This is a genomic window from Kluyvera huaxiensis (assembly GCF_040149365.1).
GTDB lineage: Bacteria > Pseudomonadota > Gammaproteobacteria > Enterobacterales > Enterobacteriaceae > Kluyvera > Kluyvera intermedia_A.
This window is the reverse complement of sequence record NZ_JBEFLV010000023.1, coordinates 41049-66974: the sequence shown is the minus strand read 5'-3', so window position 1 is coordinate 66974 and position 25926 is coordinate 41049. Positions and strand designations below refer to the sequence as shown.

25 protein-coding genes are annotated in these 25926 nt (G+C 56.0%); 10 read left to right on the top strand and 15 right to left on the bottom strand.

What is annotated here, in order from left to right:
- Positions 1-52: 52 nt before the first annotated feature.
- Genes ABOC97_RS20060 through kefG form a run of 3 tightly spaced genes read right to left on the bottom strand, consistent with a single transcriptional unit; the run spans position 53 to position 2623 of the window.
- Positions 53-253 (bottom strand): YheV family putative zinc ribbon protein, encoded by a 201-nt coding sequence (locus ABOC97_RS20060; protein WP_035894371.1) that lies wholly within the window; start codon positions 251-253, stop codon positions 53-55.
- A 10-nt stretch (positions 254-263) separates the two neighbouring features.
- Positions 264-2069, bottom strand: a complete 1806-nt coding sequence (kefB, locus tag ABOC97_RS20055) for a glutathione-regulated potassium-efflux system protein KefB (protein ID WP_349601188.1) — start codon at positions 2067-2069, stop codon at positions 264-266.
- The gene (gene kefG / locus ABOC97_RS20050; protein WP_234502700.1) at positions 2069-2623 is read right to left on the bottom strand and encodes a glutathione-regulated potassium-efflux system ancillary protein KefG; all 555 of its coding nucleotides are present in this window, start codon (positions 2621-2623) and stop codon (positions 2069-2071) included. The genes kefB and kefG overlap by 1 nt, the downstream gene beginning before the upstream one ends.
- 127 nt (positions 2624-2750) lie before the next feature.
- Here kefG and ABOC97_RS20045 point away from each other — a divergent pair, with 127 nt between their 5' ends.
- Both ABOC97_RS20045 and ABOC97_RS20040 read left to right on the top strand, forming a co-directional pair.
- Positions 2751-4655 (top strand): ABC transporter ATP-binding protein, encoded by a 1905-nt coding sequence (locus ABOC97_RS20045; RefSeq protein WP_349601170.1) that lies wholly within the window; start codon positions 2751-2753, stop codon positions 4653-4655.
- A gap of 16 nt (positions 4656-4671) precedes the next feature.
- Positions 4672-5604: a LysR family transcriptional regulator gene (locus ABOC97_RS20040; RefSeq protein WP_349601168.1), complete on the top strand. Its 933-nt coding sequence runs from the start codon at positions 4672-4674 to the stop codon at positions 5602-5604.
- 45 nt (positions 5605-5649) lie between these two features.
- Here the strand turns inward: ABOC97_RS20040 and mdcH are convergent, their stop codons facing one another.
- The 8 genes from mdcH to mdcA all read right to left on the bottom strand — a co-directional run bounded on the left by mdcH (position 5650) and on the right by mdcA (position 12824).
- Positions 5650-6546, bottom strand: a complete 897-nt coding sequence (mdcH, locus tag ABOC97_RS20035; RefSeq protein WP_349601166.1) for a malonate decarboxylase subunit epsilon — start codon at positions 6544-6546, stop codon at positions 5650-5652.
- On the bottom strand, positions 6547-7164 hold the full coding sequence (locus ABOC97_RS20030; RefSeq protein ID WP_349601164.1) for a malonate decarboxylase holo-ACP synthase: 618 nt from the start codon (positions 7162-7164) through the stop codon (positions 6547-6549).
- 3 nt (positions 7165-7167) lie between these two features.
- A complete protein-coding gene (locus ABOC97_RS20025) occupies positions 7168-8127 on the bottom strand; it encodes an AEC family transporter (RefSeq protein WP_349601162.1) in 960 nt (319 codons plus the stop codon).
- A gap of 249 nt (positions 8128-8376) precedes the next feature.
- Complete coding sequence (gene mdcE, locus ABOC97_RS20020; protein ID WP_349601186.1) at positions 8377-9177, bottom strand: biotin-independent malonate decarboxylase subunit gamma; 801 nt, start codon at positions 9175-9177, stop codon at positions 8377-8379.
- Complete coding sequence (locus ABOC97_RS20015; RefSeq protein ID WP_349601160.1) at positions 9177-10010, bottom strand: biotin-independent malonate decarboxylase subunit beta; 834 nt, start codon at positions 10008-10010, stop codon at positions 9177-9179. The genes mdcE and ABOC97_RS20015 overlap by 1 nt, the downstream gene beginning before the upstream one ends.
- Positions 10003-10302, bottom strand: coding sequence for a malonate decarboxylase acyl carrier protein (mdcC, locus tag ABOC97_RS20010; RefSeq protein ID WP_349601158.1), 300 nt, complete (start codon positions 10300-10302; stop codon positions 10003-10005). The genes ABOC97_RS20015 and mdcC overlap by 8 nt, the downstream gene beginning before the upstream one ends.
- Before the next feature lie 9 nt (positions 10303-10311).
- Positions 10312-11169: a triphosphoribosyl-dephospho-CoA synthase gene (locus tag ABOC97_RS20005; protein WP_349601156.1), complete on the bottom strand. Its 858-nt coding sequence runs from the start codon at positions 11167-11169 to the stop codon at positions 10312-10314.
- Positions 11169-12824 (bottom strand): malonate decarboxylase subunit alpha, encoded by a 1656-nt coding sequence (mdcA, locus tag ABOC97_RS20000; protein ID WP_052282802.1) that lies wholly within the window; start codon positions 12822-12824, stop codon positions 11169-11171. The genes ABOC97_RS20005 and mdcA overlap by 1 nt, the downstream gene beginning before the upstream one ends.
- 249 nt (positions 12825-13073) lie before the next feature.
- Between mdcA and ABOC97_RS19995 the strand changes: the two genes are divergently transcribed.
- Genes ABOC97_RS19995 through ABOC97_RS19985 form a run of 3 tightly spaced genes read left to right on the top strand, consistent with a single transcriptional unit; the run spans position 13074 to position 15231 of the window.
- Complete coding sequence (locus tag ABOC97_RS19995) at positions 13074-14096, top strand: hydrolase (RefSeq protein ID WP_349601154.1); 1023 nt, start codon at positions 13074-13076, stop codon at positions 14094-14096.
- Positions 14093-14311, top strand: coding sequence for a YheU family protein (locus ABOC97_RS19990; protein WP_166515476.1), 219 nt, complete (start codon positions 14093-14095; stop codon positions 14309-14311). The genes ABOC97_RS19995 and ABOC97_RS19990 overlap by 4 nt, the downstream gene beginning before the upstream one ends.
- Before the next feature lie 56 nt (positions 14312-14367).
- Positions 14368-15231, top strand: coding sequence for a phosphoribulokinase (locus ABOC97_RS19985; RefSeq protein WP_349601151.1), 864 nt, complete (start codon positions 14368-14370; stop codon positions 15229-15231).
- An 11-nt stretch (positions 15232-15242) separates the two neighbouring features.
- On the opposite strand, the gene ABOC97_RS19980 is transcribed toward ABOC97_RS19985, so the two are convergent.
- On the bottom strand, positions 15243-15647 hold the full coding sequence (locus ABOC97_RS19980; RefSeq protein ID WP_052282806.1) for an OsmC family protein: 405 nt from the start codon (positions 15645-15647) through the stop codon (positions 15243-15245).
- A gap of 303 nt (positions 15648-15950) precedes the next feature.
- On the opposite strand from ABOC97_RS19980, the gene crp reads away from it, so the two are divergent.
- On the top strand, positions 15951-16583 hold the full coding sequence (gene crp / locus ABOC97_RS19975) for a cAMP-activated global transcriptional regulator CRP (protein ID WP_039332728.1): 633 nt from the start codon (positions 15951-15953) through the stop codon (positions 16581-16583).
- 54 nt (positions 16584-16637) lie between these two features.
- Positions 16638-18713, top strand: a complete 2076-nt coding sequence (locus tag ABOC97_RS19970) for a YccS/YhfK family putative transporter (protein WP_349601148.1) — start codon at positions 16638-16640, stop codon at positions 18711-18713.
- On the opposite strand, the gene argD is transcribed toward ABOC97_RS19970, so the two are convergent.
- From argD to ppiA, 3 genes are all read right to left on the bottom strand, one after another.
- On the bottom strand, positions 18706-19923 hold the full coding sequence (gene argD / locus ABOC97_RS19965) for a bifunctional acetylornithine/succinyldiaminopimelate transaminase (RefSeq protein WP_349601146.1): 1218 nt from the start codon (positions 19921-19923) through the stop codon (positions 18706-18708). The two genes, ABOC97_RS19970 and argD, sit on opposite strands and share 8 nt — an antisense overlap.
- Positions 19924-20007: 84 nt before the next feature.
- Entirely contained in the window at positions 20008-20571 is a 564-nt protein-coding gene (gene pabA / locus ABOC97_RS19960; protein ID WP_349601144.1) for an aminodeoxychorismate synthase component 2, read from the bottom strand.
- A 95-nt stretch (positions 20572-20666) separates the two neighbouring features.
- The gene (gene ppiA, locus ABOC97_RS19955) at positions 20667-21239 is read right to left on the bottom strand and encodes a peptidylprolyl isomerase A (protein WP_349601142.1); all 573 of its coding nucleotides are present in this window, start codon (positions 21237-21239) and stop codon (positions 20667-20669) included.
- A 278-nt stretch (positions 21240-21517) separates the two neighbouring features.
- Here ppiA and tsgA point away from each other — a divergent pair, with 278 nt between their 5' ends.
- The 3 genes from tsgA to nirD all read left to right on the top strand — a co-directional run bounded on the left by tsgA (position 21518) and on the right by nirD (position 25826).
- Positions 21518-22699 carry an MFS transporter TsgA gene (gene tsgA, locus ABOC97_RS19950; protein WP_349601140.1) on the top strand — a complete coding sequence of 394 codons (1182 nt, stop codon included), beginning with the start codon at positions 21518-21520 and terminating at the stop codon, positions 22697-22699.
- A gap of 260 nt (positions 22700-22959) precedes the next feature.
- On the top strand, positions 22960-25503 hold the full coding sequence (nirB, locus tag ABOC97_RS19945; RefSeq protein ID WP_349601138.1) for a nitrite reductase large subunit NirB: 2544 nt from the start codon (positions 22960-22962) through the stop codon (positions 25501-25503).
- Positions 25500-25826, top strand: a complete 327-nt coding sequence (gene nirD / locus ABOC97_RS19940; protein WP_349601136.1) for a nitrite reductase small subunit NirD — start codon at positions 25500-25502, stop codon at positions 25824-25826. The genes nirB and nirD overlap by 4 nt, the downstream gene beginning before the upstream one ends.
- Positions 25827-25926 lie beyond the last annotated feature (100 nt).

Here is a 25926-nt window from a genome sequence, read left to right as displayed (position 1 = left end):
CGGAATTCTGCACCCGTGTACCCATTAGCTTAAAAAAAGACAGCACGGAACGCTACTCCGGATGAAAAATTCCGATAACTTGTTCTTCTTTGCGCACGTGCTCGCGCGCTTCTTTATCCGCTTCCCGCATCTGGTGTCCGCACTTAACGCATTCAACCACATCGATATTATTTTCGCGCCACATCGCCATAGAATCCTGCGCCTGACACGATGGGCATTTTGCGCCCGCGATAAAACGTTTACGTACCGCCATGCTTCACCTTCTATTCAAATTCGTCCCAGCCGTCCAGCTGCCGCCGTTCCTGTTGCATCTCCCGCTGGAAAATCTCTTCCAGCTCACGTCTTGCTTCACGCACGCGCGAGATTTGTTGGGTATCGCTGTGCACCGGCATCAGCTCGCGCAGCATACGCATATCCAGACGCTTAAAGTGCAGCTGTGCGCGCTGCGCCTGATGCGGATGCATACCGGTGGAGATTAGCGCTTTACGCCCCAACTCCAGTGCACTCGAGAATGTCTCTCGGGAAAACTGTACCACGCCAGCCTGCAGTAGTTCGTGCGCCTCAACACGTCCCCGGGCGCGGGCCATGATGTGCAGATGAGGAAAATGTTGCTGACAGATATCAACCAGCTTCATGGTATCTTCCGGCTCGTTGCAGGTGATAACAATCGACTGGGCCTGTTCGGCACCGGCCGACCGCAGCAGTTCAACCTGGGTCGCATCACCGTAGTAAACCTTGTAGCCGTACTTGCGCATCAGGTTGACTGCACTGATATCGCGCTCCAGCACGGTAATGCGCAGCTTATTGGCCATCAGCAGGCGGCCAATCACCTGGCCAAAACGGCCAAAGCCCACCACGATCACCTGCGGTTTATCATCATCCACCCACGGCGCCTCATCTTCCTCTTCCGACAAGTTAAAACGCCGCGACAGCACCAGATCCACCAGCTTCATCAACAGCGGCGTGGTCATCATAGAGAGAGTGACAGTCACCAGCAGCAGCGACATCTGGTCGCCTTTAAACACCTTGAAGGAAGACGCCGCTGAGAACAGAACAAAAGCAAACTCGCCCCCCTGGCTCAGCACACCGGCAAACTGCATCCGTTCGGAGCTGCGTAAACCATGCAGATGTGCCAGCAGATACAGCACCAGCGTTTTCACCGCCACCAGCACCGCAACGGAGATAATGACCAGCAGAAGATGGCTGTAAAGCACGCCCAGGTTGAGCGACATCCCTACCGAAATAAAGAACAGGCCGAGCAACAGCCCTTTGAACGGATCGATGGCAATCTCAAGTTCATGTCGGTATTCGCTCTCTGCCAGCAGCACGCCCGCTATAAAGGTGCCCAACGCCATGGAGAGGCCCAGCGCATCCATAAACAGCGCCGAACCCAGCACCAACAGCAACGTAGCGGCGGTAAACACTTCGCGCACGCCGGAGCTGGCAATAAAGCGAAACACTGGACGCAGCAGGTAGCGGCCGCCGATCAGCATTCCGGCAAAGGCCAATACTTTTAAGCCGACGGTTTGCCAGTCAAAATGGTCATCCCCCGCCCCAGCCAGCAATGGCACCAGCGCCAGCGCCGGGATCACGGCTAAATCCTGGAACAGCAGTACCGAGAAGCCAAGCTGGCCTGACTCACTGCGATTCATGCCCTTTTCACGCATCAATTGCAGCGCCATCGCCGTAGAGGACATCGCCAGCCCAATGCCGCCAATCACCGCCGCATGCCAGGAGAAGTCGGTGAGCATCAGCAGCCCACCGAGGATCGCCGCGCTAAAAATCACCTGCGCGGCGCCAATGCCGAAGATAGGCCGCCGCAGCTGCCACAGCTTCGCCGGGTTCAGCTCCAGCCCAATGATGAACATCAGGAACACCACGCCAAGCTCGGAGAAATGGAGAATTTCATCAACGTCGCTGATAAACCCCAGCCCCCATGGGCCAATGGCAATCCCCGCCAGCAGGTAGCCTAAAACGGCGCCAATGCCCAGCCTTGCCGCCAACGGCACCGCGGCAACCGCCGCGAACAGAAACAGCACACCGGCCAGTAACAAATCGGAACCTTCCATCATCGTCCTCCTGCCGTAATCGGCGCAGCCAGCCAATCGGCATAGGCTTTCGCATGGCTCGCCAACTCATCGGGCGGCTGTCGACGCGCCCAGTAGACGATAATCGGACTCAACCAGTGCATATGGCACATGGCGGCGGTCAGTTCGAACGGGCGCAGAATATCGCTCATCGGATAACGATTCAGACCATCGTGGCGATAGGCGCTTTCCGGCTCGCCGGTAGTAATGACGCTACGCCAGTACTTTCCCGCCAGTTCATTTCCCCCTACGCCACTGGCGAAACCTCGGCTGAGCACGCGGTCGAGCCACTCTTTCAGCAATGCCGGGCAGCTGTAGGTATAAAGCGGATGCTGGAACACGATAACGTCATGCTCGCGCAGCAGCTGTTGTTCACGGGGGATATCAATAAAGAAATCAGGATAGTGTGCATAGAGATCGTGCACGGTTACGTTTTTTAACTGCCGAGCCGGTTTAAGCAAAACCCGGTTAGCCACCGAATCCTGAGATTCCGGATGGGCATACAGCAGCAACACTTTCGCTGTCTGAGACATCATTCCCCTCCCGGTTTTGTCTTTTGTCTATTTTCGACGTTTTAGGCTACCATTGCGCCTCGGTGCGGCACATTGCTCACATTACATTATCACAATGACAATTTAACATAGTCAGAACATACGGCGCCTTATGATTGTTTTCTCCTCGTTACAAATTCGTCGTGGCGTGCGTGTCCTGCTGGATAACGCAACGGCCACTATCAACCCTGGGCAAAAAATCGGCCTGGTGGGGAAAAATGGCTGCGGTAAATCCACGCTGCTCGCTCTGCTAAAAAACGAGATTAGCGCCGACGGCGGCAACTTTACCTACCCCGGCAACTGGCAGCTGGCGTGGGTTAACCAGGAAACGCCAGCCCTCGCCGAACCGGCGCTAGACTATGTGATTGACGGCGACCGCGAGTTCCGTCAACTCGAAGCCCAGCTGCACGACGCCAATGAACGTAACGACGGGCACGCGATTGCCACCGTTCACGGCAAGCTGGACGCGATTGACGCGTGGACCATCCGCTCTCGCGCCTCCAGCCTGCTGCACGGCCTGGGCTTTAGCAACGAACAGCTTGAACGCCCGGTAAGCGACTTCTCCGGCGGCTGGCGTATGCGCCTTAACCTGGCACAGGCGCTGATTTGTCGTTCTGACCTGCTGCTGCTCGATGAACCGACTAACCACCTCGATCTCGATGCGGTGATTTGGCTAGAAAGATGGCTCAAAAGCTATCAGGGCACGCTGATTCTGATTTCCCACGACCGCGACTTCCTCGACCCGGTAGTGGACAAAATTATCCATATCGAACAGCAAACCATGTTCGAATACACCGGTAACTACAGCTCGTTTGAACGCCAGCGCGCCACGCGCCTTGCTCAACAGCAGGCGCTGTACGAAAGCCAGCAGGAGCGCGTGTCGCATCTGCAAAGCTATATCGACCGTTTCCGCGCTCAGGCCACCAAGGCCAAGCAGGCGCAGAGCCGTATCAAAATGCTCGAACGCATGGAGCTGATTGCCCCAGCGCACGTGGATAACCCATTCCGCTTTAGCTTCCGTACGCCGGAGAGCCTGCCAAACCCGCTGCTGAAGATGGAAAAGGTCAGCGCCGGTTATGGCGACCACACCATCCTCGAATCCATCAAGCTGAACCTGGTGCCTGGCTCGCGTATCGGCCTGCTGGGTCGTAACGGGGCGGGTAAATCAACGCTGATTAAACTGCTGGCCGGTGAACTGGCGCCGCTGCATGGCGAAATCGGTCTTGCCAAAGGCATTAAGCTTGGCTACTTCGCTCAGCATCAGCTTGAATTCTTACGCGCAGATGAATCCCCGATTCAACACCTTGCGCGGATGGCGCCGCAGGAGCTGGAACAGAAACTGCGTGACTATCTCGGCGGCTTTGGCTTCCAGGGCGACAAGGTAACTGAGCAGACCGCCCGTTTCTCCGGCGGTGAAAAAGCGCGTCTGGTACTGGCGCTGATCGTCTGGCAGCGTCCAAACCTGTTGCTGCTCGATGAACCTACCAACCACCTTGACCTCGATATGCGTCAGGCGCTGACCGAAGCGTTGATCGACTTCGAAGGCGCGCTGGTCGTGGTCTCGCACGATCGTCACTTGATCCGTTCCACCACCGACGATCTCTATCTGGTGCACGATAAAAAGGTTGAACCGTTCGATGGCGACCTCGAAGACTATCAGCAGTGGCTGAGCGACGTGCAAAAGCAGGAAAACCAGAGCGATGAGCCGGCAAAAGATAACGCCAACAGCGCTCAGTCACGCAAAGACCAGAAGCGTCGTGAAGCTGAACTCCGCACCCTGACGCAGCCGCTGCGTAAAGAGATTACCCGTCTGGAAAAAGAGATGGAAAAACTCAACGCCCAGCTGGCGAAGGCAGAAGAGAAGCTCGGTGATAGCAGCCTGTACGAGCCAGCTCGTAAGGCGGAAATGACCGAGTGTCTGCAACAGCAGGCCAGCGCCAAGTCCGGGCTGGAAGAGTGCGAAATGGCATGGCTGGACGCACAGGAACAGCTTGAGCAGATGATGCAGAACGACTAACCCGCGGGGCCGGACGATGAATCTATCAATCACCGACGATATTACCTTCCGCAAGCTGACCATCTTCATGACCTTTATGGAGAAGGGCAACATTGCCCGCACCGCTGAAGCGCTGGATATCAGCGGCGTGAGCGTCCATCGGGCGCTGCATACGCTGGAAGAGAACGTTCGTTGTCCGCTGTTCGTGCACAAAGGGCGTAATCTTATCGCCCAACCGGCGGCATGGACGCTGCTGGAGTATTGTCAGGAAGTGACTCAGTTGATGGAGCGCGGGCTGGAAGAGGCGCGAAAAACCGCCGGCGTCGGCCAGGGGCGCTTACGCGTTGGCACCCTCTATTCGCTGACGCTGGAAACCGTCCCACGCCTGATCATGGGCATGAAGCTGCGTCGCCCGGATCTGGAAATGGATCTGACCATGGGCTCAAACGCAGCCCTGCTGAATATGCTGGAGAACGGCACGCTGGATGCGATCCTCATCTCCATCTCGGAAAGCGAAATCGATCGTAACAGCCTGGAAGTACTGCCGTTGTTCCACGATGACATCTACCTTGCCGCGCCGACCAGCGCGGCGCTGAATACCAGCAAAACGGCGGATCTTCGTGATTACCGCAATGAGAAATTTGTCTCACTGGCGGAAGGCTTTGCCACCTACGCCGGGTTCCAGGAAGCGTTTCACATTGCCGGGTTTGAGCCACAAATTGTCACCCGGGTAAACGACATCTTCTCGATGCTAAGCCTGGTGCAGGCCGGGGTTGGATTTACCCTGATGCCAGGGCGAATGAAAAAGATGTATGAAAATACGGTGCATCTGCAGAAATTAGCCGACCCATACCAGATGCGGCAGCTGATTGCGATTGTCTTCGCCCGCAACCGCGAACGTGACCCTAGCCTGCTGGCTCTGGCGGCTGAAGGCCGGATGTACGCCCGCAGTTTGCAGGACGGCGCATAAACGTTGTCGAGTGGCGGCTACGCCTTACCCGACCGACCAAAAAAATCAGCCACGCAGCCGTTTTGCCAGGTGCACGGCAACGTCCAGCCCGCTGCGTTCCAGCGCAATAGATTCCCCTTCCCAGGCGGCCTGACGCGTCAGACAGGTCAACACGCCGCCCGGCGGCATCTCAATCGCCAGCCTTGCCTCACGTTCATTGGCAGACACGACGGCGTCCTGCCAACGCACCGTCCGCGCCATATTCATCGCCAGATCGTCAGCAATGCGTTCCGGCTGCCACAGCACGCGTCCGGTACTGCCGCTAAGATAGGCATAACGCGGACGGGAGAGCGTCACGTGGCTAAACGCTTCAACCAGCGTTTGCGCCGGCTGCGCCAGCAGCGCACAGTGCGAGGGCACACTCACCGCTAAACGGTGGGCCTTGCTCGCCCCTTTCTCCAGCGCGCGTTTTGCCACGCTCGCCATGGCCTCATCGCTCCCGGCGATCACAATCTGCGTTTCCGCATTCAGGTTAGCGATATAGGTCCCGCTGCCTTCAATCAGCGCTTCCACCTGGCTCAGCGTCAGCCCCATAATCGCCGTCAGGCCGTAGCCGTGCGGATAGGCCTGCTCCATTAAATCACCGCGTAGCGCCACCAGCTTCAGCGCATCGGTAAAATCGAGCGCACCGGCAACCACCGCCGCCGGATAAGCACCAATCGACAGGCCGCTAACAATGTCCGGCGACACGCCGCGACGTTCTAATTCATGCGCCCACGCCACCCCGGCAATCAACAAGGATAGCTGTACCGCTCGGGTATGCTTCAGGGCTTCAGGGGTATCCAGCGTATCGGCTTCAGCGCCCAACACGTCTCGCGCCTGCGCCAACTCGGTGCCGGGAAGCTGTTGCAGCATACCGGGATGCTGCGTTCCCTGCCCCGGAAAGGTAAACAGTATTTTCATTTATTCCTCCCTGCTCCACGGGTCGCTCACCAACCGCGGCCCATGCGACGTTTTTAGCAACGCCTTGCCATCACGCAGCCACTCATTCAGGGCAAACGCGCCGTACGGCGTTTCAACCTGCGTGTCGGCGCGGCACAGTCCATCCGTCAGCTGCTGTTGCCATTTTTCCAGCGACGGGCGATCTAATGCCTGCGGCGCGCGAATCGTCAGATCCAAATCACTACTGGCGTGAATCACCGGGATCCCGGTGGCCAGCGCATAGCCAGTGCTACCGGTAATGCCCCACGCCCACGGCCACTCCTGCTGCGACAGCAACAACGCCACCTGAACCGGCGGCTGGGAGATAAACGGTGAGCGCAGCAACGATTGCGGGTCAACCAGCGACTCTGGCGTGCAAATACGGGTGACAGCATCGGGTTTAACCCAACCTGCCGCCCGCTGGTCGCGCTTCATCCCGCGGACACCCACGGGAATGCGCCCTGCTTCATCAACATCACGCCGCACCACCACCGGCAGTCCGCTATGCCAGACGCCATCTACCCAGGACTCCGTGGTCCCTTCTAGCGCATCGCGCGCGTTAAGCCAGATAAGGTCGTGTGGGCGTAATGTTGTGGTCATGATTTAGATTCCTGAAGTCAGCGAGATAAACAGCGGCAGCGACAGGATACACAGTACCGAGCTCAGCAGCAGCACGGCTTCTGCATCCGGCGACTGCACGCCAAAGCGGTTACCGAATACCACGCCGAAGAAACCGGCAGACAGCGCAATCATCAAAATAGCGGTAATAGCCACAGAACCATGCAGGCCGAGAATCAGCACGATACCCCAGGCAATCGCCGGCTGAATCAGTAGTTTGGCGATGGTGGAGGTAATCACCACGGTGTTGATTTGCAGTTTACGCGCAGAGAGGATCACCCCGGTCAGGAACAGCGCCGCGGCGGTAGCGGACAGGCCCAGCGGTTTGATTGCCGCCAGTACCAGCTCCGGCATTTTGATACCAATCGCCGAGAGGATAACCCCCAGCAGCGGGCCCATCACGATCGGTTTCTTGATTGAACGCCACATCAGAACCGGCAGCATGGAGAGCGTAGAACCGGTGTTACCGCCTTCGGCACGCGCTTTTTCACGTTCGAGAATCAGCAGACAGAACGGCGTCATCAGCACGGAACCACAGGCAATCGACACGGCAACGGACAGCGAAGTCGAAGAGGCTTCCCCCAGTACGCTACCCAGAATCGGCAGGCCCAGCGCCGCATAGTTTGGCAGCGCGACGGTCAGCGTCAGCACGGCCGCATCCTGCGGAGATTTATTGAAGACTTTGGTCGCCATAAAGTAAATAGCGGCGTAGGTAATCCACATCGCCAGCGTCAGCACCAGAATCAGCGGCGACTGGGCAACAATGCCAACCCATGGAGTCTGTACCGTTGCACTAAACAGCGCGGCGGGTAAAGCAAAGTCCATCACGAAGATGTTGAGCAGGGAGACATTTTTGTTGTCCACCATTTTGGCCTTACCGGCCCAGAATCCCAGCAGCATGATGACGAAAATCGGAGCAAGAGCATGAACAATTACGTAAGTCATATTTCACCTGTAATTCAAAAAAGAAAATCACTTCGCCATTCAGCCTGCCTCTGCGTTGGCTGCCTTCGCTCCCCCCAGTCACTTACTTTAGTAAGCTCCAGGGGATTCGCTTAGTTGCCGCCTTGATGCCGTCTGAATGACTATGTGCTTTAGCACTGACGCGATGATTATTATTTTCAGGATGCAGACTGCCTCACGGGCGCATGAACCGCGCCCGCGGGGTCGCACATCTGGCAGGTCTCTTTTTACTTACCAGCTTGCCCGCATACGTTCACGTACGAGAGCGGAACTGCGGCGATTGTCAGCGCCCAAGCGGCTTTTCAGCGTCGGGTCCTGACGAGCATCTTTGATGGCCTGTTGCAGCGTGGTTTTCACCTGCGTCAGATCGTCGGCAGACGGTGCATCCGGGTTGCTGATATCCAGCAGATTTTCCAACAGCCCCAAAGTGGCGTAGTTACTGATGTCATAGGCCATCGGTGGAATGGTGGCCGCCAGTTTTTCCAGCGCGTCGACGGTACGCAGCGTGATGCGCGCCGCAGACTCTTTGCCCATCGCGTGGATCAGCACGCCTTTGTCGTTAAAGGCAATCAGACGGTTTGCCTGATAGCCGTGTGCCAGAAACGCACCGGACATTGCTTTGCCGACAATCAGGCCAATCACTGGATGGCCCGCCAGACGCGCATTGGCATAGGCCGCTGCGGCACCGGCCAGCGCCTGGTGAATACCAAAACCTTCTTCACGACGACCGTACGCCTGGCTTGGCACATCAATCACCGCCACAATCGGGCGTTTAACCGCGTTGTTAGCGTCAGCAGCGATGGTTTCGCTGACCACTTTGGCCAGCGTCCAGCCTTCCAGTAGACCGACTTCGCCTTTGGCGGCACGCGGGTAATGGTTATTGGCGTCGGGAACGACGGCAATAAAACGTACCGCTTCACCATTGAGTTCGCCGTCAGCAGCCTGTACGGACGGGCATAACCCGGCCAAGCGTTTAGCGTTAGGTACGAGGGTTTGCAGCCATAATTCGCCACGGCTTATTGAGTTACTCATCATTTCACCTCCCGGGCGAAAAGCGCATTAATCTGTTCAGTATCAGCCTGTTTACGCGTATCGAAATGGGTCAGGCGGTCGAGATACCAGTCATAGTTGTCGGTACGGTGTTTAGCCGGTACGCCTTTGGCTAGCGCGTCGTTCATCGCGGCTTTCACCGCATTCACGCCGTCACCTACCAGCGCTTCTACCAGCCCGCTTTGATAGCGAATTTCGCCACCGGTCATGCTCCAGATAAACGGACGGTCGCGGGAGTCATACTCTTCAATCCCAGCTTCCTGTTCGATTACCTGCGGGCCGTTCAGACCCAGACGCGCTTCACGGGTGACAATCAGGTAGCTACACAGCGCCGCCGCGATGGACATCCCACCGAAACAGCCGACGGTACCGGCAACGATGCCGACCACCGGGGTATAGCGACGCAGATCGACAATCGCCGCGTGAATATCGGCAATCGCCGCAAGGCCAAGGTTAGCCTCTTGTAAACGCACGCCACCGGTTTCCAGGCTCAGAACGGCCTGGGTTGGGATGCCGTTACGGTTATCTTCTGCCGCCAGCTCCAGCGCCGCCGCCATTTTGGCACCGGACACTTCGCCCATACTACCGCCCTGGAATGCGCCTTCAATCGCCACCACAACCGCGGGTTTGCCGTTGATGGTGCCTTTGGCGACAACCATGCCGTCATCGGCCTGCGGCACGATGCCCTGTGCGCCCAGCCACGGCGACATCACGCCTTCAAACGGGTCGAGCAGTTCGCGGTAGCTGCCTTCGTCAAGCAGCGCATGGGCGCGCTGACGCGCTTTTAATTCGATAAAACTGCGGTCATCACGCATAGCTCACCTCTTCAAAGACCTGTTCGATACGAATGCGTGCCACGCCGGGCGTCGCGCCGAAGTCGTGGATCGTCAGTTTCCCAGCCGGCAGACTGCTGACCGTTTGCAAACGGTTGAACAGCGCTTCCCAGCGGCTACGGCTGTTATCGACGGAAGTGGTGATATCAATGGTTAATGTCTGGCTCTGGTCGGCGGTGAATAACACCTCCATATCCCCGGAGCCCACAACGCCTGCCAGCGCTTTACCGCTTAAGGTGCGGCTGGCCGGTACGGTTAACGTAATGTGTTCCATAACATCCTCTTAATGCTTTAAATAAGGCGATTCGATGCGGTCGAGAAACAGGGTGGCGGCGAGTAAATCTGCCGCGCCGCCCGGCGAAGCGTTCAACGCCAGCATTTGCTCGTCGAGCATCGCCAGCGCCGCCTGACCGGCCGGATGAGCACATCCGCCTGCGCGGAGCACAGCGCGAGCACCATCCTGCATGGCATCAAGCCCTTCCAGCCCCGCGCGGGACAGCACGCAGGTATCGGTCAGCGAGGTCATGATCGCCATCAGCGCGTCGAGCCTCGCCTGCGTTTCGCTGCTGCCGTTCAATCGGCTTAATCGCAGCTGCGGTAACGCGCGCTGCATCACATGTGGAAACGCCTGCTGTGCCTCTTCGCGCGCGCCCGGCACCTGATAACGGTGGGTGGCGCGCAGCCCTTTACTGAAGACCCTGGGTGCCGCGGCATCCGGCAGCTTCGCCAGCTCTGCGGCGGTCGCCGCAACCTGCTGCGCGCTGCCCGTGCCGCCGTGCATCGCCACGGCGCTGACCAACAGCCCCAGCGCCCAAATGGCACCGCGGTGGGTATTCACGCCGTCGGTGGCGGTCATCATTTGTTTCTCGCCTTCACGGCCGAGTCGCCCTACGGTTTGTCTGAGCGCAATATCCGCTGGACGCTGCCAGCTTTGCTGCGCCAGCGCCTGAAACGTGGAGGTCAGGCTGTGCGCCGAGCGCTCCATGAGCGCCAGAGTAAGATCGTGGTGCGCGCCGTTCCCCCGACTGTCCACCAGACCCGGTTTTGGGCTTAATCGTGCTTCGTCAATCAGACATTGCGTGGCGGTTCGCGCCAGCCATTCGGCACCGCCTTCAACGTGAATCTGGGGCAGAAGTTTCATTACCAGCTCCGGAATTTCGCAGGTGGGTTGTAAAGACCGCCGGACCATTCAACCAGGTCAGACACGCTACCGGCCGCCAGCAGAGAACGGGTGGCGTCGGTACGACGGATGCCCATATCTTCTGGATAAACGACCTTGCCGCTCTGGCGCAGTGCGGCAACGCGTTTCGCGTCAACACCCAGACCGATGTCGGTAATCCCGGCAACCGCCGCGACCATCGCACGACGCTCTTCCAGACTTTCGGCACGATAGAGGTAAGCAATCCCCTCTTCGGTCAGCACATGGGTCACGTCGTCGCCGTAGATCATCACCGGAGCCAGAGGCATACCGGAGCTTTTCGCCACTTCAACCGCATCGAGTTTTTCTACAAACGTTGGTTTCACACCGGCCTGGAAGGTTTCAACCATCTGCACGACGAGTTTTTTACCGCGCTGCATCGGGTCTGGTTCGGTAATCATGTTGAGCCAGGCTGGCGTTGCATGGCGGCGACCGTGCGGGTCGTGGCCCATATTTGGCGCACCGCCGAAACCAGAAAGACGGCCGCGAGTTACCGTTGAGGAGTTGGCATAACCATCCACCTGGAGGGTAGAACCAATGAACATGTCGACCGCGTACTGACCTGCCAACTGGCAGAACGCGCGGTTAGAACGCATGGAACCATCGGCACCGGTGAAGAAGATGTCTGGACGAGCACGGATATACTCCTCCATCCCCAGTTCGCCGCCGAAGCAGTGCACGCTCTCAACCCAGCCGCTTTCAATCGCCGGAATCAGCGTCGGATGCGGGTTCAGGGTCCAGTGTTTACAGATTTTGCCTTTCAGGCCGAGCTGTTCGCCGTAGGTTGGCAGCAGCAGTTCAATCGCCGCGGTGTTAAAACCGATACCGTGGTTGAGCGACTGTACCTGGTGCTCCGCATAGATCCCTTTGATGGCCATCATCGCCATCAGGATATGTTCCTGTTTGATCAGGCGCGGATCGCGGGTAAACAGCGGTTCGATGAAGAACGGTTTGTCGGCCACAACCACATAGTCAATCCACGATCCCGGGATATCGACGCGCGGCAGATCGCACTCATCGTCCACCAGTTCGTTAACCTGGGCGATGACGATACCGTCATGGAACGCAGCGGCTTCCACCAGCGCGGGGGTATCTTCAGTACTTGCCCCGGTGTAGAGGTTGCCTTTACGGTCAGCTTTGAAACCGGCAATCAGCGCCACGTTTGGTGAGAGATCGACATACAGACGGGAATAAAGCTCGATGTAGGTGTGGATAGCACCGATTTCCAGCAGGCCATCTTCCAGCAGCTGTGAGATGCGCAGACTTTGCGTACCGGAGAAGGAGAAATCCAGCTTGCGGGCGATGCCTTTTTCAAAGATATCCAGATGCTCACTGCGCCCGACGCTTGGCATAATCATATGCAAATCATGCACGATCTGCGGGTTAACCTCAGCCAGCATGCGGGACAGGAAATCTGCCTGCTTTTGGTTATTGCCTTCTAATACCACGCGATCACCCGGCGCGATCAGTTTTTCCAGCATGGCGGTCAGGTCTGCGGTCGGCAGGACCTTGCCCTGCACCGGAATGGAAGCCAGACGCCGCTGTTTTTCAGTGCGACGTGTGTTCCAGACGCGTGCTGGTGTTTGCCCAGATAACATTATTAACCTCCTGATTCAGCTAATCATTTTGATTGCTTAACACTGGAAAGAGTGTGCACCCTGGTGAGAAAGTCATCAATTAAGCGTAGGCACCAATCATTAGCCTGAGAGTAATAATTGAAGTAACAATTTGTGATTAGGATCAGATTCAGCAGGGGCAAAAAAGGCTACTGATGCCTCATTTTCATAAACACAATGGCAAAGTGGCGGTATAGTAGGCGCCAGATTTTAAGTAAACATCGCCGAGTTATGACTGAAACAACCCACCACGACCTCAATATCGACACCTCAAGCAGCGCGGACTTTGTGCCGATGCGCGGCGTCAGCAATCGTCATCTCCAGACGATGTTGCCACGGCTTATCCGCCGCAAGCTGCAGTTCACGCCATGCTGGCAGCGCCTTGAACTGCCCGATGGCGATTTTGTCGATTTAGCGTGGAGCGAAGATCCCGAGGCCGCGCGGCATAAACCGCGGCTGGTGGTGTTTCATGGTCTGGAAGGCAGCCTGCATAGCCCTTACGCCCACGGCCTGATTAATGCCGCAAAACAGCAGGGTTGGCTGGGCGTGGTGATGCATTTTCGTGGCTGCAGCGGCGAACCTAACCGCCTGAACCGTATTTACCATTCCGGTGAAACGGAAGACGGTAGCTGGTTCTTACGCTGGCTGGCGCGTGAGTTTGGCCCCGCGCCAACCGCCGCAGTCGGTTATTCACTCGGCGGTAATATGCTGGCCTGCCTGCTAGCAAAAGAAGGTGATGAGGTCCCGATTGATGCGGCGGTGATCGTCTCCGCGCCGTTTATGCTCGAAGCCTGTAGCTACCATATGGATAAAGGCTTCTCGCGCGTCTATCAGCGCTATTTGCTGAACCTGCTCAAAGGCAATGCGGCACGTAAACTCAAAGCCTACCCTGGCTCGCTGCCGGTTGACTTGCGCCAGTTGAAGAGCATGCGTCGCATCCGTGAATTTGATGATTCGATCACCTCGAAGATCCACGGTTTCGCCGATGCTATCGACTATTACCGCCAGTGCAGCGCGATGCCGACGTTAAGCAAAATCACCAAGCCGACGCTTATCATCCATTCCAAAGACGATCCGTTTATGGATCACCACTCTATTCCCGCCCAGGAAGAGCTGCCGGATAACGTGGAGTACCAGTTAACCGAGCATGGCGGCCACGTCGGATTTATCGGCGGCACCCTTCGCCACCCGGAAATGTGGCTGGAGAAACGCATCCCCGCCTGGCTAATGGCCTGGCTTGGGACGAAAGCATGATGATTCCCTGGCAGGACCTCGACCCGGAAACGCTGGATAGATTGATTGAAAGCTTTGTCTTGCGCGAAGGCACTGATTATGGTGAATATGAGCGTTCACTTGCGCAAAAGGTCGCCGACGTAAAACACCAGCTACAAACAGGCGAAGCGGTGCTGGTGTGGTCTGAACTTCACGAGACCGTCAACATCATGCCCCGTAACCAATTTCGCGGTTAACTATACTTATCGGAAGCACGCCCCGCTTCCGATAGCCTGTTCAGGGAGTTATTCGCATGTCTGCCAAACATCCAGTTATCGCCGTCACCGGCTCCAGCGGAGCGGGAACCACCACCACCAGCCTGGCATTTCGTAAAATCTTCGCTCAACTCAATCTGCGAGCTGCAGAAGTTGAAGGGGATAGCTTCCACCGTTATACCCGTCCTGAAATGGATATGGCGATTCGTAAAGCCCGCGATCTGGGCCGCCATATCAGCTACTTCGGCCCGGACGCCAATGATTTCGGCCTGCTGGAACAAACCTTTCGCGACTACGGCGTGAACGGTAAGGGGCAATCACGCAAATACCTACACACTTACGATGAAGCGGTACCGTGGAATCAGGTGCCGGGGACATTTACCCCGTGGCAGCCGCTGCCGGAACCGACCGATGTGCTGTTTTATGAAGGGCTGCACGGCGGCGTCGTCACGCCGCAGCACGACGTCGCGCGCCATGTCGATCTGCTGGTGGGCGTAGTGCCTATCGTTAACCTAGAGTGGATCCAGAAAATGATCCGTGACACCAGCGAGCGCGGCCATTCCCGCGAGGCGGTGATGGACTCCGTCGTGCGCTCAATGGAAGATTACATCAACTTCATTACGCCGCAGTTTTCTCGCACCCATATCAACTTCCAGCGCGTACCCACGGTAGACACCTCAAACCCGTTCGCCGCGAAAAGTATTCCGTCGCTTGATGAGAGTTTTGTGGTGATTCATTTCCGCAATCTGGAAGGGATCGATTACCCATGGCTATTAGCCATGCTGCAGGGGTCATTCATCTCACATATGAACACGCTGGTGGTGCCCGGCGGGAAGATGGTGCTGGCGATGGAACTCATCATGACGCCGCTGGTGCAGCGTCTGATGGAAGGTCGAAATTAACGTCGAGGGGATTACCCCTCGATAACTTCGTAAGAGTGGGTGATATTGACCGCTTTCTCCAGCATCAGCGCCACGGAGCAGTACTTCTCGGCAGAGAGATCGACCGCACGCGATACCGCCGCGTCTTTGAGCTCTTTGCCAGTCACGATGAAGTGCAGATTGATATGGGTAAACAGGCGCGGAGCCTCTTCACGGCGTTCGGAAGTCAGCTTCACTTCACAGTCGGTCACGTTGTAGCGACCTTTTTGCAAAATAGAAACCACGTCAATGGCGCTACAGCCACCCGCGGCCATCAGCACCACTTCCATAGGGCTTGGCGCTTTATCACCAGAATTGCCGTCCATCAGAATTTGGTGTCCTGAAGCAGACTCACCGAGGAAGGTTAACCCCTCAACCCATTTCACACGTGCTTGCATAATTTTTAACTCCCAGGTTGCAATTTTCTTCTCAGATTACGCGCACATAACAATTCTCGCAACGGAAGGCGATCCCCGTCATGCTGAAGCGAGACACCAGGAGACACGCGGCTAAAGCTATGCTAAAACAGTCGGGATGCTACGGTAATACATAAACGTACTGCATGTATGCAGAGGACATCACATTACAGGCTGCGGCGCTATTCGACAGCCGACTTCCCAGGTAACGGGAAGGATACTATTGCAACCAGTGGCTGCAAGGTTTTGCCGCTGGGAAGAGCTTATAACAGAGGATAACCGCGCATGGTGCTTGGCAAACCGCAAACAGACCCGACTCTCGAATGGTTCTTGTCTCATTGCCATATTCATAAGTACCCATCGAAGAGCACGCTGATTCACCAGGGTGAAAAGGCAGAGACGCTGTATTACATCGTAAAAGGCTCAGTGGCTGTACTCATCAAGGATGAAGAAGGCAAAGAGATGATCCTCTCTTACCTCAACCAGGGCGATTTCATCGGTGAGTTAGGCCTGTTTGAAGAAGGCCAGGAACGCAGCGCATGGGTAAGAGCAAAAACCGCTTGTGAAGTTGCTGAAATCTCTTATAAAAAATTCCGTCAGCTGATTCAGGTTAACCCAGACATCCTGATGCGCCTGTCTTCGCAAATGGCACGTCGTCTGCAGATTACTTCTGAAAAAGTGGGTAACCTGGCATTCCTGGATGTGACCGGGCGTATCGCTCAGACTCTGCTGAATCTGGCCAAACAGCCTGACGCCATGACCCACCCAGACGGTATGCAGATCAAGATTACCCGTCAGGAAATCGGTCAGATCGTCGGTTGTTCCCGCGAAACCGTGGGCCGTATTCTGAAAATGCTGGAAGATCAAAACCTGATCTCCGCACACGGCAAGACCATTGTCGTTTACGGTACCCGCTGATCCCGCTAAAACGGCATATTGTCTAAACAATATGCCGTTTTTACTTATCCCCTTATGTGGCGCAGGCTGATTTACCATCCGGAAGTCAACTATGCACTGCGGCAAACGCTGGTGTTATGTTTGCCGGTTGCCATCGGCCTGATTCTCGGCCACCTTCAGCAAGGCCTCCTGTTTTCACTGGTTCCCGCCTGCTGCAATATCGCCGGTCTTGATACACCGCATAAACGTTTTTTTAAACGTCTGACTATCGGTGGCTGCCTGTTTGCCGGATGCAGTCTTGCCGTACAGTTGCTGTTGGAGCATGAAATCCCGCTGCCGTTAATACTGACCGGGCTTGCGCTGATTCTCGGCGTGACGGCGGAGATCAGCGCGCTGCACGGGCGTCTGCTGCCGGCATCGCTTATTGCCTCTATTTTCACCCTCAGCCTCGCCGGCAATATGCCTATCTGGCAGCCGTTGCTGCTCTACGCTCTGGGTACACTGTGGTTCGGTTTATTCAACTGGTGGTGGTTCTGGATGTGGCGGGAACAGCCGCTGCGCGAATCGCTAAGTCTGCTCTATCGTCAACTTGCCGACTATTGTGAAGCAAAGTACAGCCTGTTGACCCAGCATACCGATCCCAGCACCGCGCTGCCCCCGCTGTTAAACCGTCAGCAGAAGGTGGTGGATTTAATCTCCCAGTGCTACCAGCAGCTGCATATGCTGGCGGCCAATCAGCACAACGATTACAAGCGTCTGCTGCGGGCGTTTCAGGTTGGGCTGGATTTACAAGAGCACATTTCCGTTAGCCTGCATCAACCGGAAGAGGTGCAAAAACTGGTTGAACGTAGCCACGCCGAAGCCGTGATCCGCTGGAACGCCCAGACCGTCGCCGCCCGCCTGCGCGTACTGGCAGACGATATTCTCTACCATCGCTACCCCAGCCGCTTCACGATGGAAAAGCAGATTGGCGCGCTGGAAAAAATTGCCCACCAGCACCCGGATAACCCCGTTGGCCAATTCTGCGCCTGGCACTTTAGCCGCATCGCCAAAGTGCTGCGCGCGCAGCGCCCGCTGTATCCACGCAATCTGATGGCTGACAAAGAGCGCCGACTGCCATTTTTCCCGGCGCTGAAAAGCTATCTGTCGCTGAAATCCCCGGCGCTGCGTAACGCCGCGCGGCTAAGCGTGATGCTGAGTATTGCCAGCCTGATGGGCACAGCCCTGCATTTACCCAAGCCGTACTGGATCCTGATGACGGTACTGCTGGTGACGCAAAACGGCTATGGGGCAACTCGGGTACGTATCTTCCACCGAGCGGCGGGAACCCTGGCAGGCCTGGTGATCGCCGCCTTCGCCCTGCACTTCCATACGCCGCAGGGGCTGGCACTCTCCGGGATGCTGCTTATCACGCTTGGCAGCTATCTGATTATTCGCCGCAACTACGGCTGGGCGACGGTCGGGTTCACCGTCACCGCGGTATACACGCTGCAAATACTAACGCTCAACGGCGAGCAATTTATCGTTGCCCGCTTTATCGACACCATCATCGGCTGCCTGATTGCCTTCGGCGGCATGCTCTGGCTGTGGCCCCAGTGGCAAAGCGGCCAGCTACGGCAGAACGCTCAGGCCGCGCTGGAGGCCGATCAGGAAGCTATCCGCCTGATTTTAAGCCCCGATCCGCAGGCACCTAAACTGGCGTATCTGCGTATGCGCGTAAACCAGGCGCATAACACGCTGTTTAACACCCTCAATCAGGCGATGCAGGAACCGGGCTTTAACTCGCGCTATCTGGAAGATATGAAGCTGTGGGTCACCCACAGTCAGTTTATCGTCGAACATATCAACGCCATGACCACGCTGGCGCGCGAGCATGAGATGCTGACGCCTAATCTGGCGCAACAGTATCTGGAGTCGAGTGAAATTGCGCTCCAGCGCTGTCAGCAGCGTCTGGAATACGATGAAGCGGGAAGCAGCGGTGAGGTCAACATTATGGAGTCGCCGGATGCACTGTCCCATGGGCCATTGAGCACCATGGAACAGCATCTCCAGCGTATTCTGGGGCATCTGAACACCATGCACACCATCTCTTCGGTGGCCTGGCGACAGAGACCACGGCAAGGCGGCTGGTTAAAACGACGGACTAGCTAACGATCTTCGCCACGGCCTGGGCGAAACGCTGCATACCTTCGTCAATATCCACCTCTTCCACCACCAGCGACGGTGCAAAACGCATCACATCTGGGCCTGCATTCAGCACCATCACGCCAACGTCTGCCGCCGCGTAGAGGAAATCACGCGCCCGGCCTTTGTACTTCGCATTCAGCTCAGCGCCAATCAGCAAGCCCATACCGCGTACATCGCTGAAGACGTCGTACTTCGCGTTAATCTGCTGCAGGTGCTGCACGAAGCGTTCGCGTTTCGCGTTCACACCGTTCAGCACTTCCGGAGTGTTGATGATATCGAATGCCGCACCGGCCACCGCACAGGCCAGCGGGTTACCGCCATAGGTTGAACCGTGGGAACCGACGTGGAATGCGCTGGCGATATCCTCGGTCGTTAGCATCGCGCTCACCGGGAAACCGCCGCCCAGCGCTTTGGCGCTGGTCAGAATGTCCGGCGTCACGCCATAGTGCATATAGGCAAACAGTGAACCGGTACGGCCCATCCCACTCTGCACTTCATCAAATACCAGCAGCGCCTGATGTTTATCACACAGCGCACGCAGGCCCTGGAGGAATTCCGGCGTTGCCGCCAGCACGCCGCCTTCGCCCTGAATCGGCTCCACCACGATGGCGCAGGTGTGATCGTCCATCACCGCTTCGACCGCATGCAGATCGTTAAACGGGACGTGGATAATATCAGCCGGTTTTGGGCCAAAACCGTCGGAATATTTCGGCTGACCGCCCACGGAGACGGTAAACAACGAACGCCCGTGGAAAGCATTGTGGAAGGCAATAATCTTGGTTTTGTAAGGGCTATGACGGGTTGAAGCGTAGTAACGTGCCAGCTTGAAAGCGGTTTCGTTTGCTTCGGTGCCCGAGTTCATAAACACCACGCGCTCAGCGAAGGTAGCATCCACCAGCTTTTGGCCCAGGCGTAGCGCAGGCTCGTTGGTAAACACGTTGCTGGTATGCCACAGCATTTCACCCTGGCTTTTCAACGCCTCAACCAGCGCTGGGTGGCAGTGGCCCAGCGCCGTCACCGCAATACCACCCGCAAAATCGACGTACTCTTTGCCTTGCTGATCCCACACGCGGCTGCCTTTGCCCTTCACCGGAATAAATTCCGCCGGTGCATAGATTGGCAAAATGACCTGATCGAAGGTCGCGCGGGTAATTGCAGGTTGTTTGGTTACCATGTCATGCCCTTTTTCAAACGATGCAGCAATGATTGTGAAATTATATCCATAAAATATGCATAAAAAATCACACCATAGCAACTACTATCGATTGAGAAAATTGGCCAACAGTTGGTGTCCCTGCTCGCTAAGAATGCTCTCCGGGTGGAACTGTACGCCTTCCAGATCCCATTCACGATGGCGGATCCCCATGATTTCACCCGCTTCGCTGCGCGCGGTGACTTCAAAGCAGTCGGCCAGAGTATCCGGGTCAATCAACAATGAATGATAGCGGGTCACGGTCAGCGGATTATTCAGGCCGCGAAACACGCCCTGCTGCTGATGGGTAATTGGTGAGGTTTTGCCGTGCATGACTTTCTGCGCACGAACAATACGCGCCCCGAATGCCTGAGCAATAGCCTGGTGGCCTAAGCAGACGCCGAGCAGCGGTACTTTACCGGCATAGTGGAGAATCACATCGAGGGAGATACCGGCTTCATCCGGCGTGCAGGGGCCGGGTGAGATAACGATTTTGTCCGGCGCGAGCTGAGCTATTTCATCAAGGGTGATGTCGTCATTTCGCCTGACCGTTACGCTGGCTCCCAACTCACAGAAATACTGGTAGAGGTTCCAGGTAAAAGAATCGTAGTTATCAATCAGCAGAATCATGGCGGCTCCGGTCGTTTATCTGCCGCCATTCTACCGGGTGCTTACTGCTTTAGCGATAAGGGCGGCAGCCTCATGCCGATGCCGCCCCGTATCCTTTATGGCAGTACTTTTGCAGACAGGATGACGATAGGCTTGGATGGCACATTCTGGTACGGCCCAACGTTGTGGCTCGGCACCTGGGAGATTTTATCCGCCACATCCATACCCTTCACAACTTTGCCGAATACCGCATAACCAAAATCACGTTGGCCGTGATCCAGGAAAGCATTATCCGCTACGTTGATGAAGAACTGGCTGGTTGCGCTATCTTTATCAGCAGTACGCGCCATGGCGATAGTGCCACGGGTGTTACGCAGGCCGTTATCGGCTTCGTTTTTAATCGGTGGATTCGGCTGCTTCTGCTGCATCTGCTCGTTAAAGCCGCCGCCCTGAACCATAAAGCCCGGGATCACGCGGTGGAACGTGGTGTTATTGTAAAAACCGCTGTTGACGTATTTCAGGAAGTTTTCAACCGATACTGGCGCTTTCTGGCTATCCAGCTGCAGCTCGATGTTACCGGCCGAAGTGGTCAGCAGCACATGCGGATTGTTGGCCGCCGCTAACGCCGCAGGCGCCATGGAGGAAAGAGCAAACACAGCCGCCACGGCCGCCAGAGTTGATTTGAGCATGAGAATTCCTTTAACGAGTGCAGTAGAGAAAGCAAGTGGCTTGATTCTAAAGAGGCTTAGCCCCACAGGCCAGTGCTTTACCAAAGTTTACGCGGATGTAACGCTTATAATGATCAGGGTAAGAAATGGTGAATTGATTTTTGTGATCTTGATCACATTGAACCATGTAATACGTCATCGTTTGCGTAATAAAACTATGAATACATCACTGCAGTGAATAAAATCTGCACGCTCAGCGCAGAGTCAATGCGCTTTACACAACTATTCACAGGCCAGTCATGACTAACAGCAACCGTATCAAGCTCACATGGATCAGCTTCTTCTCCTACGCCCTCACCGGCGCGTTGGTGATCGTCACCGGGATGGTGATGGGAAATATTGCCGATTACTTTAATCTGCCCGTTTCCAGCATGAGTAACACTTTCACCTTTCTGAACGCAGGGATCCTGATCTCCATCTTCCTCAATGCCTGGCTGATGGAAATCGTGCCGCTGAAAACACAGCTGCGCTTTGGTTTTATTCTGATGCTACTGGCGGTTGCAGGGCTAATGACCAGCCATAGCCTGGCGCTGTTCTCCGCCGCGATGTTCGTTCTGGGCCTGGTCAGCGGGATTACCATGTCTATCGGTACTTTCCTTATCACCCACATGTACGAAGGTCGTCAGCGCGGTGCACGCCTGCTGTTTACCGACTCCTTCTTCAGCATGGCGGGGATGATCTTCCCGATGGTCGCCGCTGTTCTCCTGGCACGCAGCATTGAGTGGTACTGGGTATATGCCTGCATTGGTCTGGTTTACGTGGCGATCTTTATCCTGACCTTCGGCTGCGACTTCCCGGTTCTGGGCAAGAAAGCGCAGCAGGAAGATCAGCCGGTGGCGAAAGAAAAATGGGGCATCGGCGTACTGTTCCTGTCGATTGCTGCGCTGTGCTATATCCTCGGCCAATTGGGCTTCATCTCCTGGGTTCCGGAATACGCCAAAGGTCTGGGCATGAGCCTGAACGACGCCGGTAAACTGGTCAGCGATTTCTGGATGTCTTACATGCTCGGCATGTGGGCCTTCAGCTTCATCCTGCGCTTCTTCGACCTGCAGCGTATCCTGACCGTGCTGGCTGGCATTGCTACGGTAATGATGTACCTGTTCAACCACGGCGAGCCGCAGCATCTGGCGTGGTTTATTCTGACCCTGGGCTTCTTCTCCAGCGCCATCTACACCTCCATCATTACGCTGGGTTCCCTGCAGACCAAAGTTGCCTCCCCAAAACTGGTTAACTTTGTCCTGACCTGCGGCACCATCGGCACCATGCTGACCTTCGTTGTTACCGGCCCAATTGTGGCCAGCAGTGGCCCGCTAGCAGCGCTGACCACCGCTAACGCGCTGTATGCCGTAGTCTTCGTGATGTGTATTGTCCTCGGCTTCGTGAGCCGTCATCGCCAGCACGCGACGACAGCCTCTCACTAATCCGCCCCGCCCCTTTTCGCTAAGAAAAGGGGCGCTTCGATTTATCCCTCGCACCGTTCCCGCCCCTGCCGTTTATTTGCTCATTTTGTACAAAAAACAAACACAGAATAAAGTTGAGTATTTTCCGCAACTTACAAAACCACTTTAAAATCATCACCCTACTCATTAAGGAGTAGGTAAAGGCTAAATTGATTTGAATCAATAATCGCAATAGCTGAATCGTTAAGGTAGGCAGTATTAGAATAGAAATCGAGGCAAAAATGAGCAAAGTCAGACTCGCAATTATCGGTAATGGCATGGTCGGCCACCGTTTTATTGAGGATATTCTCGATAAAGCCGACGCAAGCCAGTTCGATATTACCGTCTTCTGTGAAGAACCCCGCATCGCCTACGACCGTGTCCACCTCTCGTCTTACTTCTCTCACCACACGGCAGAAGAGCTGTCGCTGGTACGCGAAGGCTTCTATGAGAAGCACGGTGTGAAGGTTCTGGTCGGCGAACGCGCTATCACCATCAACCGTAAAGAGAAGGTGATTCACTCCAGCGCAGGCCGTACCGTCTTTTATGACAAGCTGATTATGGCCACCGGTTCATATCCATGGATCCCGCCAATCAAAGGTTCTGAAACTCAGGATTGCTTCGTCTATCGTACGATTGAAGATCTGAATGCCATTGAGAACTGCGCGCGCCGAAGCAAACGCGGCGCGGTGGTCGGCGGCGGCCTGCTTGGCCTTGAAGCCGCCGGTGCGCTGAAAAACCTCGGCGTTGAAACCCACGTTATCGAATTTGCTCCAATGCTGATGGCTGAGCAGCTCGATCAGATGGGCGGCGAGCAGCTGAAGCGCAAAATCGAAAGCATGGGTGTGAAAGTTCACACCAATAAGAACACCAAAGAGATCGTTCAGGAAGGCGAGAACGCACGTAAAACCATGCGCTTTGCCGACGGCAGCCAGCTGGAAGTCGACTTTATCGTCTTCTCCACCGGTATCCGCCCACGCGACAAACTGGCGACCCAGTGCGGTCTCGAGGTCGCCCAACGCGGCGGCATCATGATTAACGACAGCTGCCAAACCTCTGACCCGGATATCTACGCCATCGGCGAATGCGCCAGCTGGAAAAACCGCGTATACGGCCTGGTTGCTCCGGGCTACAAAATGGCGCAGGTTGCCGTTGACCATATCCTCGGCAGCGAAAACAGCTTCCAGGGTGCAGACATGAGCGCCAAGCTGAAACTGCTGGGCGTCGATGTCGGTGGGATTGGCGATGCGCATGGCCGCACGCCGGGCGCACGCAGCTACGTTTACCTCGATGAAAATAAAGAGGTCTACAAACGCCTGATCGTCAGCCCAGATAACAAAACGCTGCTCGGTGCGGTACTGGTCGGCGACACCAGCGACTTCGGCAACCTGCTACAGTTGGCGCTGAACGCCATTGAACTGCCGGAAAATCCGGACTCGCTGATTCTGCCGGCGCATGCCAGCGGCGGTAAACCGTCTATCGGCGTCGACAAGCTGCCGGACAGCGCGCAGATCTGTTCTTGCTTCGACGTCACCAAAGGTGCGCTGATTTCCGCCATCAACAAAGGTTGCCACACCGTTGCAGCGCTGAAAGCGGAAACTAAAGCCGGTACCGGCTGCGGCGGCTGTATTCCACTGGTAACTCAAGTACTCAACGCCGAACTGGCGAAGCAGGGCATTGAGGTCAACCATAGCCTGTGTGAACACTTCGCCTTTACCCGTCAGGAGCTCTATCACCTGATTCGCGTCGAAGGCATCAAAACCTTTGATGAGCTGCTGGCGAAATACGGCAAAGGCTACGGCTGTGAAGTCTGTAAACCTACCGTCGGTTCCCTGCTGGCCTCCTGCTGGAATGAGTTCATCCTCAAACCACAGCACACGCCGCTGCAGGATACCAACGACAACTTCCTGGCTAATATCCAGAAAGACGGTACCTACTCCGTGATCCCGCGCTCCGCAGGCGGTGAAATCACGCCGGAAGGGCTGGTCGCTGTCGGTCAGATCGCCCGTGAGTTTAACCTGTACACCAAAATCACCGGTTCTCAGCGCATCGGCCTGTTCGGCGCGCAGAAAGATGACCTGCCGGAAATCTGGCGTCAGCTGATTGAAGCCGGCTTCGAAACCGGTCATGCCTATGCCAAAGCGCTGCGTATGGCGAAAACCTGCGTAGGCAGCACCTGGTGCCGTTACGGCGTGGGCGACAGCGTAGGCTTCGGCGTCGAGCTAGAAAACCGCTACAAGGGCATTCGTACCCCGCATAAGATGAAGTTCGGCGTCTCCGGCTGTACCCGTGAATGTGCGGAAGCACAGGGCAAGGACGTTGGGATTATCGCCACTGAAAAAGGCTGGAACCTCTATGTCTGCGGTAACGGCGGCATGAAACCACGTCACGCAGATCTGCTGGCGGCTGACCTCGACCGCGACACGCTGATTAAATACCTCGACCGCTTCATGATGTTCTACATCCGTACCGCCGATAAACTGACGCGTACCGCACCGTGGCTGGACAACATGGAGGGCGGTATCGACTACCTGCGTTCCGTGATCGTCGACGATAAACTGGGCCTGAACGAGCATCTGGAAGAAGAGATCGCCCGCCTGCGCGCCATGTTTGCCTGCGAATGGACTGAAACGGTTAACGATCCTGCCGCTCAGGTTCGTTTCAAACACTTTATCAACAGCGAACAGCGTGACCCGAATGTGCAGGTGGTTGCCGAGCGTGCACAGCACCGTCCGGCTACGCCTTACGAACGCATCCCGGTCACTCTGGTGGAGGAAAACGCATGAGCCAGTGGGTAAATATCTGCAAGATAGACGCTATCCTGCCAGCAACGGGCGTTTGTGCACTGCTGGGTGACAAACAGGTCGCCGTGTTCCGCCCTTACGCCGACAACCAGGTGTTCGCCATCAGCAACATCGACCCGTTCTTCGAGTCCAGCGTGCTCTCTCGTGGACTGATTGTTGAACATCAAGGTGAACTGTGGGTTGCCAGTCCATTGAAAAAACAGCGTTTCCGTCTGAGTGATGGCCTGTGTATGGAAGATGAAAACCATTCCATCGCCCACTATGAAGCACGCGTCAAAGACGGCCAGGTACAGCTAAAAGCCTGAGCGTTTTAAGCATAAGTAATAGCTAAAACTTATGACCTTAAAGGGGTAACAGCAGCAAAAATCGTGTATCCCATACGATGTCTGCTGTTATCCTTATCCG